Raw genomic sequence first — 14,749 nt, 5'->3', positions numbered from 1 at the left:
TCTTGTCGATCAGAATGTTACCGGCCGCGCACATAGAAAAAATTTCACCTGCTACTGATGAGCAATTAATCCTTGCGTATCAGCAAACGGGTAATCAGGAACACCTGGCCGTTCTTTTTTTACGTTACAGCGACCTTGTATATGGAACAGCACTTAAATATGTAAGAGATGCGGATCAGGCCAAGGATGCTGTAATGAATATTTACCAGGAGCTGGTACAGAAACTACGGAGCCATGAAGTAGCTCATTTCAAAAGCTGGCTCTATGTGGTTACAAAAAACCATTGCCTGATGTGGCTTCGGAAAAACAAAAAAAATATTACCATAGCATTCCAACCTGAATTTATGCAATCGGGGGAAGATGGGCATCTGGATGATTTACTGGCAAAAGAGCAACAATTTAAAAAACTGGATAACTGTGTAAAATCCCTGCAGGATGAACAACAGCATACCATTCGCTTGTTCTATCTGGAAGGGAAGTGTTATAAAGAGATTACAGCATTGACGGGTTTTGAATGGGACAAGGTTCGCAGCCTGATACAAAACGGCAGAAGAAATCTAAAAAAATGTATGGAGAAAAATGCCTAAGGATCATACATATCGTTACGATTTTTCAGTGATTGAAAAATACCTGAGGAGTGAGCTTTCTCCTGCAGAAATGCATGGACTGGAGAGAGCTGCGTTAAGCGACCCCTTTCTTGCAGATGCCCTGGAAGGATACCAGGATGCTGATTTGGATCAGGGCCGGCAGCACCTGATGGATATACGTCAGTTGGTTGCAGGTGAAAAAGAAAGCGGCAAAATGGTTCCTTTGCGAAAACCAGGTGCCCCATGGTTGCAAATGGCAGCCATCTGTATACTATTGGCAGGTGTAGGCACGATAGTATGGAAATTCAACCAGCCAGTTCCTTCCCCGAAGCTTGCCAGTGCAACTGTTTCCAACAAAGACAGTATGCAGGATGTATTTACGCCATCACCACAGGTTTCCGATAAAGACACACAAAGAAGTTTATCAGAAGCTGCCGGAAAAAATACACTCATTGCGCAGACGGCTCCTCCTTCTGTTAAGGAAAAGGAACAGCCAACTACCGTGCTGAAAGATGTTTATACCCATAAACTGCAGGAAGCAGCAACCATATCTGAGAATATACAAAAAAAGGCATTAACCGATAGCATGATGCAAGACCAATTAATGCGAAGCAGCGCTGCTACCTTAAGTAATAGAACAGTAATAAGTCAGGCATTGAGCGGTAAAGTTGCCGGGGTACAAGTACTCCCTGCTTCACCATCTTATGTTTTGAAAGGTAAGGTAGTAGGCTTTATGCAAAAGCCTTTATCCTATGCTACTGTTCAATTTACGACTGCAGGTGTACAAAAAGCCATTACAACCTATTCAGACGGATCATTCCAGATCAATAGCAAGGATAGTGTGATGAATGCTACTGTAAGCGCACTGGGTCACCAACCTGTAACCCTCAACCTGTCAGCTGCTGCCAATAATTTTGTGGCATTGAGGCAAGGATCTGAGACATTGAATGAAGTGGTGGTAGTTGGATACGGAAGAGAAAGAAAGACTTCTTTTACAGGTTCGGTAAGTAAAGAAAATGCGGTGAAGGATACTACCAGCATTCGTCCGCCGGGTGGCATTGACGCATTCATACTTTTGATCAGGCAGCAATGGCAAAGACAACAATGGGACAGTTCGGAACTCAAGGGTAATATTGAATGCATACTTTCGTTCAACAGTAACGGTTACATAACTAAAGTTAGCTTTACAAAAAAACATAGCCGACTGTTCAAGAAAAGATTTACAAAACTTCTAAAAACCGGGCCTTCCTGGGAGAAAACGGAAACTTTATCTGCAACAGACCATAAAGTTGTTTTATCATTTTGATTCTGCCATTCCTGTATTATATCGTTTTTGTTATATAAAAAAATTAGGTTTGCAATTCTAAAACGATGATTAGTATGAAAAAACTTTTATTGCTTGCTGCCACATTTTGCAGCATCCATGCATTTGCGCAAATAAGTATGCCTCAGCCCAGTACCACGCAGCGTATTACTCAGGCATTTGGTATGGGTTCTATAGAGCTCACTTATTCGCGTCCGAATATCAATGGCAGAAGCCTGCTGAAAGAAGGCAGCGATCTGGCCCCTTTAAACAAATTATGGCGCACAGGTGCCAATGCAGCTACCCGTTTACGATTTACAGACAATGTAACCATCGGTGGTAAAAAACTGGATACCGGTTCATATGTACTGTATACCATTCCGGGTAAAGACAACTGGGATGTGATTCTGAATAAAGGCCTTGGCAACTGGGGTACAGATGGATATAAAGAAGCGGAAGATGTGGTTCGCTTTAAAGTAAAAGCTGATAAAGCAGCCGGTAATACCGAAACTTTTACCATGCAATTCTCCAATATTGCTCCTGAAACCTGCGATCTGAATATTGTATGGGGAACTACCGCCGTAAGAATACCCATCAGCACCAATATCAAGGATCGTTTGCGTGCACAGGTTGAGAAAGCCCTCAGTGCAGAAAAAGTAAATCCAAACGCTTATTTTCCTGCTGCCAATTTCTATTATGAAATGGATAAGGACTTGAATAAGGCCCTGAGTGCAGCAACCAAAGCAACGGAAGCCAACCCGAACGGTTACTGGATTTTCCTGCTCAAAGCCAAGATTCAGCGCGATCTGGGTGATAAAGTAAGTGCCAAAGCCAGCGCAGAAAAATGTATTGAACTGGCCAAAGCCGCACCTTCACCCAATGAAGAATACGTAAAATTGGGAACCGAACTGATCAAGAAATTGTAGGGCTTTACCCTTACGCCTTTTCATAAAATAAAAAGCCGCACCATTATTCATGTGCGGCTTTTTTTATGAATTCTTCTACACTTTCTTCATTCCTTATTCCTCTGTTTCGTATTCCGCTGTTTTACTTCGTTTCCGCCATATCAGGAATAGCTTCCGCCTTATAGGCACCTGCGTCCAGTTTTGCCTTGGTTTCACTGAATGCCTTCAGTGTTTCTTCAATATCCTGATCGGTGTGCGCTGCGGTAGGAATTAAGCGATAAATGATATGTCCTTTCGGAATAACAGGATATACCACAATCGAGCAGAATATATGGTAGTTCTCACGCAGATCCATTACCATCGCAGTAGCTTCTTCTACCCCACCCTTCATGTAAACAGGTGTAACAGGTGTATCTGTTTTACCGATATCAAAACCTCTTTCTTTCAGACCATTCTGCAGTTTCATCGCATTGCTCCAGAGTTTTTCTTTCAGCTCCGGCATGGTTCTCAGCATATCCAGTCTTTTGAGATTACCCACTACAATCGGCATGGGTAAGCTTTTAGCAAAGATCTGAGATCTGATATTGTAGCGAATGTAATCAATGATGATTTTTGGACCGGCCATAAAAGCACCGATAGATGCCATGGATTTCGCAAAAGTTGAAAAATAAAGATCAATGGCATCCTGACAACCTTGTGCTTCACCAGCGCCGGCACCTGTTTTACCAAGTGTACCAAATCCATGTGCATCATCCACCAGTAACCGGAACTCATATTTATTTTTCAGTTCAGCAATTTCTTTCAGTTTACCCTGGTCACCGGCCATACCAAACACACCTTCTGTAATAACCAGGATACCGCCTGTTTTTTGCTTCTCAATTAAAGCCGTTGCTCTTTGCAATTGTTTTTCACAGTCTTCTATATCATTATGCTTGAACACATAACGGTGGCCGGGATGCAGGCGCAGACCATCAATGATACATGCATGGCTTTCCGCATCGTAAACGATCACGTCATGACGACCACAGATGGCGTCAATAGCACTCATGATACCCTGATATCCGAAGTTCATGAGGATCGCATCTTCTTTTGATTCAAATTCAGCCAGTTCTTTTTCGAGTTGTTCATGGTAATTACTGTTACCACTCATCATACGGGCTCCCATAGGAAGTGCCAGACCAAATTGCTGAGAAGCTTCTGCATCTGTTTTACGTACTTCCGGATGATTGGCCAGTCCGAGATAGTTATTGAGGCTCCATACAATCATTTCTTTTCCACGAAAATTCATGCGGCCTCCTATTTCACCTTCCAGTTTAGGGAAAGCAAAGTAACCATGCGCACGTTCGCGGTGCTGACCAATCGGACCATAGTTCTTAACCAGTTTCTCAAAAATGTCTGCCATATTATTAAATTATTACTTTGTTTCTAAATTGCCGCAAAAATAACCTTTTCATAGCGAAGGGGCAAGGGCATTTATTCACGCTGCCTTATCTTCACACCCGATTATTCAGCTTCAACTCAGCAAAATTGCGTCACATGAAAAAAATATTCCTGATATCTGCCCTTATCCTGCTCATCAATAAAGGTTTTAGCCAGAACAGCACAAATCCTGCTTCTTCAGGTATTTCGCGCCCTAAACTGGTAGTTGGGTTAATGATAGACCAGATGCGCTGGGATTATCTGTACCGTTACCAGAACCGCTATGGGAAAGGGGGATTCAACCGTTTGCTGAACCAGGGCTTTAGCTGTGAGAATACTTTTATTCCTTACACTCCTACTGCTACGGGCTGCGGACATGCCTGTGTTTATACCGGAACCGTTCCTGCCATCAATGGAATTACCGGAAATAACTGGTGGGACAGCAAGCTTCAAAAAAGCATGTATTGCGTAGAAGACAAATCAGTGAAAACAGTAGGCTCAGACAGTCATGACGGAGAGATGAGTCCATTTAACCTCGTGAGTAATACGGTAACGGATGAACTGCGCCTGGCCACTAATTTCAGAAGTAAAGTGATTGGCATTTCAATCAAAGACCGTGGTGCTATTCTTCCTGCCGGACATTCAGCCAATGCTGCTTATTGGTATGACGAATCGAAAGGGGTATTTATCAGCAGCACCTATTATATGACTGACCTACCACAGTGGGTAAAAGATTTCAATGCCAGAAAATTACCGGATGCTTATTATAAAGAGGGATGGAAAACACTTTATCCGATAGATACTTACACGCAGAGTTCGGCGGATGCAAAGGATTACGAACGCATGGAGCTTGGCCCTAAAAATACATTTCCGTACGACTTAACATCTTTTATCGGCAAGGACTATTACAAATTCCCTCACCTGCCTCAGGCTGCCACTTATACCTTTGAAATGGCAAAAGCTGCGGCTATAAATGAAAAAATGGGAAAGAGTCAGGAGACAGATTTTCTGGCTGTAAGTATATCTTCTCCTGATTATGCTGGTCATACTTTTGGCCCTAATGCCATTGAACTGGAAGACACTTACCTGAGACTGGATAAAGATATTGAGCAGTTCCTGAATTTTCTGGATACACAGGTTGGCAAGGGTAACTATCTTTTGTTTCTTACAGCAGACCATGGGGCAGCACATGTTCCGGGATTTCTTAAAGAACATAACCTGCCAGGGGGCTCTATTCCATTGGGTACTATAGTAAGAAAGGTGAATGCAGAATTACAGTCAAAATATAAACTGAAGAACGGCATTATTAATTCAACCTATTATAATCTTGCCCTCAACCACAAAGAAATCGATTCATTAAAACTGGATACCGAAGAAATCAAATCAGTGATTATTTCAATGATGGAAAAAGAAGAAGGTATTTACCGTGTAGTGGATAAAGAAGAGCTTGGGGAATCGAACCTGCAGCAAACCATACGTGAACGCCTGATCAATGGTTATTTCCCTTACAGAAGTGCTGATTTACAGGTAATACCCCGACCTAACTGGTTTAAGGATAACAGCAAAGGAACCGATCATAGTGTCTGGAATCCATACGATGCACATATTCCATTGGTATGGTATGGATGGAAAGTGAAACCCGGCAAAAGCTATAAAGAAAGATACATGACCGATATTGCCGTAACGGTAGCTGCCATGCTCAGTATACAAATGCCCAATGGTGCTGTGGGTAAAGTGATTGAGGAAGTTGCGGGCGGGAAATAGCGAATGGTCAATGGTCAATGGTCAATGGTCAATGGTCAATGGTCAATGGTCAATGGTCAATGGTCAATGGTCAATGGTCAATGGTCAATGGTCAATGGTCAATAAACGAAACTTGACCCCGACAATCAATATTGTGTAAACACAATATTTTTTTTTATTCACCATTGACCATTCACCATTCACGATTCACTACTCACTGCTACAGGTATGAATATACTTACCGTTGTTCCCTCGCCCTCTTTGCTTTGTACTTCAACATGCCCATTCATGGCTTCTGCGAATTCTTTGGTAAGAATAAGTCCAAGTCCACTCCCCTTTTCTTTATGGGTTCCTTCACGACTTTGACGTTTTGTGGGATTGAACAAGTGTTTTTGAACAGATTCGGGCATTCCACATCCTGAATCTGTTATGGAAATTTTCACCATCCCATTATCCATTTTCTCTGATGCGATTGATATAATGCCCTTACTGGTAAATTTATTGGCATTACCGATGATATTGCGAAGCATGAACCTGAGTGTATTTTCATCAGCCCATACTTTACAATCCTTGCTCACCCTGTTAATAAGCTTATTTTCCTTAATACTGGTAAAAGGTTGCAGGTCATTTAGAAGTCTTTCTGTGAGAACCCCTAAAGTGACCCTTTCCAGGCTCAGGCTTTCTTTTTTCAACAGAATACTTCCCCATTCAACCAGGTTGGTAAGCATACCCAGCGTTCCATCCAGTTGTTTATCCAGCAAATCCATCAGTTCCGTTATTTCAGCCTCTGTCAGTTTTTTTTCTTTGGTGAGTTCAATCATGGCTTTTACAGAAGCAACAGGTCCTCTTACATCGTGGGCAATAATGGAAATAATTTTATGCTGAATCGCTTTCGATTCTTCCAGTTTCTTTTTCTGTTCCTCAATCAGCTGGTTCCTGACAAGCTCTTCTTTATTTTTTAAACGCAGCTCAAATAATTTCATCACCTGATTACCAAGTGTACGCAAGGTGAATTTCTGTTCATCTGTAAGGCTTCTGGGAACATTATCTATCACACAAAGTGTTCCCAATGTATAACCTGCCGGACTCACCAGCGGGTATCCTGCATAAAATCTGATTTTGGGATCATCGAGTACAAGCGGATTATCATGAAAACGTTCATCTGTAAGTGCATCACTTACTTCCATGATATCAGATTGCAATATGGCATGCCCGCAAAAAGAAGTGTCTCGGGCGCCATCTGTATTATCAATACCAATTTTTGCTTTAAACCATTGCTTGTGTATGTCTAGTAGTGTAATGGTCGATATCGGTGTTTGACAAATGGATGATGCTAATTTCACAATCTGATCAAAGTCTTCCTCATACTGGGTGTGGAGTACTTCGTAACGCATGAGTTCCAATAAACGTTCCTGTTCATTGGGGGCTTGGGGGGCAAGGATCATATATTCAGAAGGGGATTATATTTACTCAACGTTTCTTTCGAAGCCATAATCTCTTTCTACTTTGCAAATTCTTGTTTTAAAGTATTTATACCAAATTTCTCTACCTAAATGCTGCGCTTCCAGATGCTCGGTATTGGCTTTCCAGTTTTTGATGGATTCAAGGCTATCCCAATAAGAAATAGTGATACCTAAACCATTTCTAACCGATTCAAAACCAAGACAACCAGGCTCCTGTAATGCCATTTCGCACATTTTTTCAGCCATGGCCTCATATCCATCTGTATATACGGTTAATTCGTTGGTAAAGATTACCGCGTAATAGGGTGGCTTTGGTGTTGCTGCAATCATAATCTGTCTAATCTATGTTTTGTGAATTCATTTTCTGTATTGCCTGTATTCAGGGTAGTTGCAGGCTCAAATAACATGACCCATACTTCTTCGTCCGCATTGGGTCTGTGTTCCACGCCTTTGGGAACCACCAGAAAATCACCTTCATGCAGGGTAATATTCTGATCTCTCATTTCCATCACAAAAGACCCCTTAACTACATAAAACAATTCATCTTCGTTGTCGTGATGATGCCAGGTAAAGGGCCCTTTGAATTTTACCAGTTTCACTTCCTGTCCGTTCAAAGCTCCAGCTACCGTGGGATTCCAGTATCCATTTACTTTTTCAAAAGCCTCTCTTACATTTACTTTATTCATAAAGGGGTTCTTTAGCTTCCTCTAAAAACCTTTCATGCAACTGTAAAACCTGTGGTATTACCAGGTGTTGATCATCATTTAACACCACATAATCACACAAACGCATTTTTATTTCCTCTTGGATCTGTCTTTGCATTCTATGCAAAACATCTTCTCTTGACACCTGATCTCTTTTCATCACACGATGTAAACGCACATGCTGAGGTGCATAAACACCTATGATATAATCCATACCATCGGCTGACCCTGCTTCAAAGAAAAGCGCAGCTTCTTTGATAATATAAGGTGCGTTCTGACGGATGGCCCATTCTTCTGCGGCCCTGATGGTAGCCGGATGTACGATGGCATTGAGTTTTTCGAGTTGGAAAGGATCCTGAAAAACAATATCAGCTATCAGTTTGCGGTTAAGCTTCCCTGCCTCGTAAGCCGATGAACCAAACAATGTCACTACCTCTTTTTGTAATTGTGCATCTGATTCCATCAGTTGCCTTGCATTGGCATCGGCATCAAACACAGGAATACCCAGTACCTGAAAGATACCCGCCACAGTAGATTTTCCACTGCCAATACCGCCGGTGAGACCAATTTTTAACACAAGCTAAAGATAAAACAAGAAGGTTCGGAAAGAGACTTCCCGAACCTTTATTTTCTTTTGATGAAGATGATTATTTCTTGTCTGAAGACTTATTAATCGCAGCACTCCATTCCATACTTACAGAAGATTTTTCAATCTTCAGGTAGCTGCCGGGACTTACTTCCAATTGAATGGTATTGTCTTCATTGATCTTATTGATCACACCGTGGATACCTGCAATGGTTACAATTTTATCGCCTTTTTGCATGTTATCCACGAATTTTTTCTGCTCTTTGGCTTTTTTCGCCTGTGGGCGGATCATAAATAACCAAAACACGAGAATGATGGCACCCATCATTACCAACTGTACCATTCCACCACCTTGTTGTCCGCCAGCTGCAAGTAATACTGAATTGAGATAAAACATTGTTATTTGTTTAAATGATAAATGACTAATTAACTTTTGCTTCTTTTACATGGCCTGTAAAGATAAGGTTGTGTTCGCTTCCATTACGGGTATTTGTATGCACCACCACTGTTTTTCTGGTATCTCCAGCCAGCGAGCGATTGGTATCGAATGCAGCCATCACCTCTCCTTCTGCACCTGGCGCCACTGCTTCTTTTGTATAACTCGGAACCGTACAGCCACATCCTGCTCTCACATTGGTAATAAAAAGGGGCTTATTACCCGTATTCTTAAACCTGAACTTCAGCTGTATTTTCTCACCCTGTGTAATGGTACCAAAATCCACCAGTGAATCCAGCCATTGTATGGTGGTGTAATTGGCAGTGTCTGCCAGATGAGAATCTGCCGCCGGTGCAGTTTTATCGGGCCCGGTACAGGCCATCATCCAGCTACTGACTATAAACACAATAACAACTATTCTTTTCATAAAAAAACTTGTTACTTGTTCCTCGTTACTTATTTCTTATATCCGATTTTTTGGATCTTGCCTGCTTCTGTCAGTTCTTTATGGATATTATCGAGAATACCATTCACAAACTGCCCACTTTGTTGTGTGCTATACTCTTTTGCAAGATCAATGTATTCATTGATGGTTACTTTTGTCGGAATGGTTTCAAAGTACAGCAATTCACAAACGCCCATTCTCATCAGTACCATATCTAACTGTGCTATTCTTTCAGCATCCCAGTTTTTTAATTTGGGTTTGATCAGTTCAGTAGCCTGCTCTTTTTTCTCAATACTTGTAATAAGTAATGATTTGGCAAACTGCCATTTTTCCTGACTCACCATTTCCTGCAGGTTATAACTGGCTGGCTTCTGAATATAATTCAGCATGAGCTGTTCCATCATCTCTGCATCGTCATCCCAGTTATTATAATGCTCTTCAATATGACTTGTGAATGACTCATTGGGAAGCATGAGATGGGTAAAAATGAGTTTAATAATTTCTCTTTCCTTATTCTTATCCCTACCCTCAACAGATATATATTCCTGATATTGAGTCGTTTCTGTAAGTTCATTGTAAACTTTCTGTACAAGATCCTTATCCAGTATTTTCTCAGGCAGATAGATTTCTATCGCTTTCTGGAAAGTGGCACTTTCCAGAATGATCCACAGGAGTTCATTACCTGCTATTTTAGTGTTTACGTTCAGGTCGGCATTGGTTGGCAGGTTACGTGAAGCACGTTTTACCGCATTGGTTTCCGCATAGCGGGCTACCTGTGTAATAAAATAAAGCAGGTAAACAAACAGGGATGTTGTTTGATCGAATTGCTTTTTTAATTCAACTTCCGGTTTCTGACGGGTCACACTTGTATCGGCAGCCTCTATCATATAGAGCAGCTGCATCACTTTCACACGAATATTTCTTCTACTGATCATCTGGTAAGAACTTGTTTGGAAGCGGCAAAGGTATTGTTTTCAGGCACCCGGTCAAAATGAAAAAACCCGTCCGGGAACGGACAGGTTTAACCTTGATACAACCTATAAATAATCCATTCCGGATTAAGGCTCAACAATGTCTGCTCTCATAGGCAGTAATACCCCGCCAATGGTATTCACATCTGCGTCACTTACATTGTTCTTTTTCAATGCCGCAACCAGGTCGTTTACCAATGCATTGAAATGCACATCTTTAATACCCAGCCCCACATGCGCCGCCTTCATAGACAAACCTGTATACTTTTCCGGTCCACCAACAGCCTGACCAATCTGGTTTACGAGGTTCATTTTAAGATCATCTACCCGCTCCTGGGATTTTGCGGTATTTGCAAAAAAACCGTTGATCACATTATCGGCTACTACAATGCCTATAAAGTCGTCCACTACTTTCTTTATACCGGCATTACTACCCAGCCTTTTGTACAATTCGCTCCCAGCGTTTGCAGGCGGTGCATCATCTTTTTTACATGCTGTAAACAGCATAGCAGCAGAAAGTGCTACAGCTGACATACGTAACAGACTTTTTTTCATTTTTTATTGATTTATTGGTTAGTGATGAAATGATATTTACTTACGAACATTCAGGGCATAGGTAATTTTCCTGAAAGCATGCAGATTTACCGGACATTCAGCTCTGGAATTCAGTGGTGCACGTTCAACAATAGATGTATTGTATGCTTTGGCGGCATCCAGTATAGCTGAACGATTGGTTACTCTTGGATCAATGGTTACGCATAATGTCTGGCTATTGAGGCTGACAATATTTGAATACACCCCTTTTTGTGTCATGAAGTAGTGGTCGATAGCAGCAGAATCTTTCCCCGTAAATCCCTCTGGAAAACGCATAACCACGATTTGCGTAGGATTCTCCATATAAACCCTTTCTCCCAAACTGGGCTCGCTCCAGTTGGCGTATATGAAAAGACTGGCAAACAGTACCAGAAACAGGATCAGGATTCCTTTTGTAATGCGTTTGATCAGTTTCATTTTATGACGTTTTAATGACATATACGGCAGATGGAATGGTTTGGATTGACCACCGACAATATTTTTCAGAAATCTCCTAAAATGAAAAATTGACACCAGAAACGGGAAACTTCCTGCATCTTTGCCGCCCGTTCTGACAGTGTTATAGAGGGATCAGGGTAAAAAATGGCATCAAAACTGAAATTTTGACCTATTGACCCCTAATGGCATAATTCTCGATGAAATAGAATCAGATTTTAAACCTTATTAAATTAAAAACCAATAACGTATGGCTAAGAAACTCAACGTTACTCCTCTGCATGACAGAGTAATTGTTAAGCCGGCCGCTGCTGAAGAAAAAACTGCCGGCGGAATTATCATCCCTGACACTGCAAAAGAAAAACCCCAACGTGGAACCATCGTAGCTGCCGGAACCGGTAAAAAAGATGAGCCCATGACCGTAAAAGTGGGCGATACGGTATTGTATGGCAAATATGCCGGTACAGAAATCCAGATCGAAGGTCAGGATCTACTGATTATGCGTGAAAGCGATCTGTTGGCAATCGTGTAATAATTTGAAAGTGTAGTAATTTGAAAATTTGAAAATGAATATACTTCAGCTTCAGATTTTCATAGTGACCTACACCACATATTTTCAAATTTCCAAATTTTCAAATTTTCAAATTGAATAAAAATGGCAAAACAAATATTCTTCGATATCGAAGCAAGAAATAAAATGAAAAAGGGTGTTGATACCCTGGCGAATGCTGTGAAAGTTACACTCGGCCCTAAAGGACGTAATGTAGTGATCGAGAAAAAATTCGGTGCCCCTTCTGTAACCAAAGATGGTGTTACTGTAGCAAAAGAAATTGAACTGGAAGATGCGATTGAGAATATGGGTGCACAAATGGTAAAAGAAGTAGCTTCTAAAACTGCTGATATTGCAGGTGATGGTACTACTACAGCAACCGTTCTGGCTCAGGCTATCATCGGCGAAGGACTGAAAAACGTGGCTGCAGGTGCCAATCCTATGGACCTGAAACGTGGTATCGACAAAGCTGTTGCCAAAGTGGTTGAGAACCTGAAAGCACAGTCGCAGGCTGTAGGTAACGATTCTAAGAAAATTGAACAGGTAGCTACCATCTCTGCCAACAGCGATAGCGAGATTGGCAAACTGATTGCTACTGCGATGGGTAAAGTAGGTAAAGAAGGTGTTATTACTGTTGAAGAAGCAAAAGGTACTGATACAACTGTAGATGTAGTAGAAGGTATGCAGTTCGATCGTGGTTACATTTCTCCTTACTTCGTTACCAACAGTGAGAAAATGGAAGCTGAATTACAGAATCCATATATCCTGATCTACGATAAGAAAATCAGCGCTATGAAAGACATTCTCCATATTCTGGAGAAAGTTGCACAGAGCGGCCGCCCATTGTTGATCATTGCAGAAGACTTAGAAGGTGAAGCACTCGCAACACTGGTGGTGAATAAATTACGTGGTACGCTGAAAGTGGCTGCTGTTAAAGCACCTGGTTTCGGTGACCGCAGAAAAGAAATGCTTACAGATATTGCCATCCTCACTGCAGGTACTGTAGTAAGTGAAGAGCAGGGCTTTAAATTAGAGAATGCTGATCTTTCTTATTTAGGTCAGGCTGCCTCTGTAACCATCGATAAAGATAACACAACTGTGGTAGGTGGTAAAGGTAAAAAAGCCGATATCGTTGCCCGTGTTAACCAGATCAAAGCACAGATTGAAAATACAACTTCCGATTACGATCGTGAGAAACTCCAGGAACGTCTGGCAAAATTGAGTGGTGGTGTTGCCGTATTGTATGTAGGTGCTGCTACTGAAGTGGAAATGAAAGAGAAGAAAGACCGTGTTGATGATGCGTTGCATGCGACACGTGCTGCTGTTGAAGAAGGTATTGTACCAGGCGGTGGTGTTGCCTATATCCGTGCAGTAGAATCACTGGAGAAACTGAAAGGCGCCAATGAAGATGAAGCAACCGGTATTCAGATCGTAAAAAGAGCGATCGAAGAGCCACTGCGTCAGATTGTAGCCAACAGCGGTATCGAAGGTTCAATCGTTGTACAGAAAATCAAAGAAGGCAAAGGCGATTTTGGTTTCAATGCCCGTACAGAAGTATTCGAAAACCTGTTGAAAGCAGGTGTTATTGATCCTACCAAGGTAAGCCGTGTGGCACTTGAGAATGCTGCTTCTATTGCTGCTATGCTCCTCACTACTGAGTGTGTAATTGCAGACAAACCAAAACCAGAAGCACCACACAGCCATGCAGGTGCTCCTGATATGGGTGGTATGGGTTACTAAGAACATATCTTATCAGCCGCTGGCTGATACACATAAGATCCCCGTTTCATTTGAATGAACGGGGATTTTTTTTACTCATTTCTATTAAAATCCGATGCCTCTTTTATCTGTAACAGATATCTTGTTTCCAAAAAAAGCAGGATTATGTTTTAATATGCTTACTCACTTCAGCCACTCCCCTGGCAAATAAATATTGTGCAATACCATAGGTAAGCATTACAGCTATATAAAGATTATGCCATAAAAGGTAAAACCTGTTCATCACCAGAATGGTATTGGATATAACAAATACAATGGCACCCGCAAAAAACAGCCAGCCGGTTTTCTTTAATTGAGAATGATAAGTTGTATTAATCGACAGAGCAGTTGTAATAGTTACAAAAAACATATAACACAAAACGGGCACCTGAAACTGTCGCAGCTTATCGCCCAGAAAAGAAAAAACAAGATAGCCGGCAATTGACAGTAATGCAATCACTAATAATGGCCGGATTATTTTCCGGAAAGAGAACCGTTGCAATTGCCAGAAAAAAACACTCATTAAGATTAGATTGATCATATAGGCAATCATTCCGGGCAGGAATAAAAGATCATCTATAATAACCAGCAACATGTCGCCAATAAAACCAAATAACATAGCGATCAGGTAAAAAATATTGATCCCGGCTAGAGCATCCTCTGTTTTCCTGGTAAAAAGATAGATGATCAAAGATGGAATAAGCAGTAGTTTACTGATGGCAACAAATGGTAGATGAAAAAAATGAAAGGTGCAATGAAGCAATAACAACACCCAGAATACGTGTAGTATATATTTTCGGATAAAATCCATGAATGTCAATGACAGTTTAGAAGCAATATGGGAAGCTAA

17 protein-coding genes are annotated in these 14,749 nt (G+C 41.4%); 6 read left to right on the top strand and 11 right to left on the bottom strand.

The annotated features are described in order from the left end of the window. Positions 1-2 precede the first annotated feature (2 nt). The 3 genes from BC659_RS15005 to BC659_RS14995 all read left to right on the top strand — a co-directional run bounded on the left by BC659_RS15005 (position 3) and on the right by BC659_RS14995 (position 2,816). On the top strand, positions 3-587 hold the full coding sequence (locus BC659_RS15005) for an RNA polymerase sigma factor (protein WP_246027156.1): 585 nt from the start codon (positions 3-5) through the stop codon (positions 585-587). Next, positions 580-1,893, top strand: coding sequence for a hypothetical protein (locus BC659_RS15000; protein WP_133475633.1), 1,314 nt, complete (start codon positions 580-582; stop codon positions 1,891-1,893). Before BC659_RS15005 ends, BC659_RS15000 begins: the two co-directional genes overlap by 8 nt. Positions 1,894-1,967: 74 nt before the next feature. Continuing rightward, positions 1,968-2,816, top strand: coding sequence for a DUF2911 domain-containing protein (locus BC659_RS14995; RefSeq protein WP_162847448.1), 849 nt, complete (start codon positions 1,968-1,970; stop codon positions 2,814-2,816). A gap of 121 nt (positions 2,817-2,937) precedes the next feature. Here BC659_RS14995 and BC659_RS14990 read toward each other — a convergent pair whose 3' ends face one another. Next, positions 2,938-4,197: an aminotransferase class I/II-fold pyridoxal phosphate-dependent enzyme gene (locus tag BC659_RS14990; protein WP_133475631.1), complete on the bottom strand. Its 1,260-nt coding sequence runs from the start codon at positions 4,195-4,197 to the stop codon at positions 2,938-2,940. Positions 4,198-4,331: 134 nt separating this feature from the next. On the opposite strand from BC659_RS14990, the gene pafA reads away from it, so the two are divergent. Beyond that, positions 4,332-5,978: an alkaline phosphatase PafA gene (gene pafA / locus BC659_RS14985; protein WP_133475630.1), complete on the top strand. Its 1,647-nt coding sequence runs from the start codon at positions 4,332-4,334 to the stop codon at positions 5,976-5,978. Positions 5,979-6,157: 179 nt separating this feature from the next. Here pafA and BC659_RS14980 read toward each other — a convergent pair whose 3' ends face one another. The 9 genes from BC659_RS14980 to BC659_RS14940 form a co-directional block, all read right to left on the bottom strand. Beyond that, positions 6,158-7,402 carry a GAF domain-containing sensor histidine kinase gene (locus tag BC659_RS14980; RefSeq protein WP_133475629.1) on the bottom strand — a complete coding sequence of 415 codons (1,245 nt, stop codon included), beginning with the start codon at positions 7,400-7,402 and terminating at the stop codon, positions 6,158-6,160. 21 nt (positions 7,403-7,423) lie between these two features. Continuing rightward, positions 7,424-7,750: an antibiotic biosynthesis monooxygenase family protein gene (locus BC659_RS14975; RefSeq protein WP_133475628.1), complete on the bottom strand. Its 327-nt coding sequence runs from the start codon at positions 7,748-7,750 to the stop codon at positions 7,424-7,426. Then, complete coding sequence (locus BC659_RS14970) at positions 7,747-8,106, bottom strand: cupin domain-containing protein (protein ID WP_133475627.1); 360 nt, start codon at positions 8,104-8,106, stop codon at positions 7,747-7,749. The genes BC659_RS14975 and BC659_RS14970 overlap by 4 nt, the downstream gene beginning before the upstream one ends. Beyond that, positions 8,099-8,701: a dephospho-CoA kinase gene (gene coaE / locus BC659_RS14965; protein WP_133475626.1), complete on the bottom strand. Its 603-nt coding sequence runs from the start codon at positions 8,699-8,701 to the stop codon at positions 8,099-8,101. Before coaE ends, BC659_RS14970 begins: the two co-directional genes overlap by 8 nt. 70 nt (positions 8,702-8,771) lie before the next feature. Beyond that, positions 8,772-9,107 (bottom strand): preprotein translocase subunit YajC, encoded by a 336-nt coding sequence (gene yajC / locus BC659_RS14960; RefSeq protein WP_133475625.1) that lies wholly within the window; start codon positions 9,105-9,107, stop codon positions 8,772-8,774. Positions 9,108-9,132: 25 nt separating this feature from the next. Next, complete coding sequence (locus tag BC659_RS14955; RefSeq protein WP_133475624.1) at positions 9,133-9,573, bottom strand: DUF1573 domain-containing protein; 441 nt, start codon at positions 9,571-9,573, stop codon at positions 9,133-9,135. A 29-nt stretch (positions 9,574-9,602) separates the two neighbouring features. Beyond that, a complete protein-coding gene (gene nusB, locus BC659_RS14950) occupies positions 9,603-10,526 on the bottom strand; it encodes a transcription antitermination factor NusB (protein ID WP_133475623.1) in 924 nt (307 codons plus the stop codon). 123 nt (positions 10,527-10,649) lie between these two features. Then, the gene (locus BC659_RS14945) at positions 10,650-11,117 is read right to left on the bottom strand and encodes a group I truncated hemoglobin (RefSeq protein ID WP_133475622.1); all 468 of its coding nucleotides are present in this window, start codon (positions 11,115-11,117) and stop codon (positions 10,650-10,652) included. Positions 11,118-11,153: 36 nt separating this feature from the next. Beyond that, entirely contained in the window at positions 11,154-11,573 is a 420-nt protein-coding gene (locus BC659_RS14940) for a hypothetical protein (RefSeq protein WP_133475621.1), read from the bottom strand. Positions 11,574-11,841: 268 nt separating this feature from the next. On the opposite strand from BC659_RS14940, the gene BC659_RS14935 reads away from it, so the two are divergent. After that, complete coding sequence (locus BC659_RS14935; RefSeq protein WP_133475620.1) at positions 11,842-12,123, top strand: co-chaperone GroES; 282 nt, start codon at positions 11,842-11,844, stop codon at positions 12,121-12,123. A gap of 123 nt (positions 12,124-12,246) precedes the next feature. Next, a complete protein-coding gene (groL, locus tag BC659_RS14930; RefSeq protein ID WP_133475619.1) occupies positions 12,247-13,881 on the top strand; it encodes a chaperonin GroEL in 1,635 nt (544 codons plus the stop codon). A gap of 142 nt (positions 13,882-14,023) precedes the next feature. On the opposite strand, the gene BC659_RS14925 is transcribed toward groL, so the two are convergent. Continuing rightward, positions 14,024-14,710: a lysoplasmalogenase family protein gene (locus tag BC659_RS14925; RefSeq protein ID WP_133475618.1), complete on the bottom strand. Its 687-nt coding sequence runs from the start codon at positions 14,708-14,710 to the stop codon at positions 14,024-14,026. Positions 14,711-14,749 lie beyond the last annotated feature (39 nt).

Source organism: Sediminibacterium goheungense (assembly GCF_004361915.1).
In the GTDB taxonomy this organism is placed as follows: domain Bacteria; phylum Bacteroidota; class Bacteroidia; order Chitinophagales; family Chitinophagaceae; genus Sediminibacterium; species Sediminibacterium goheungense.
This window is presented reverse-complemented; position numbering and strand designations above follow the sequence as displayed.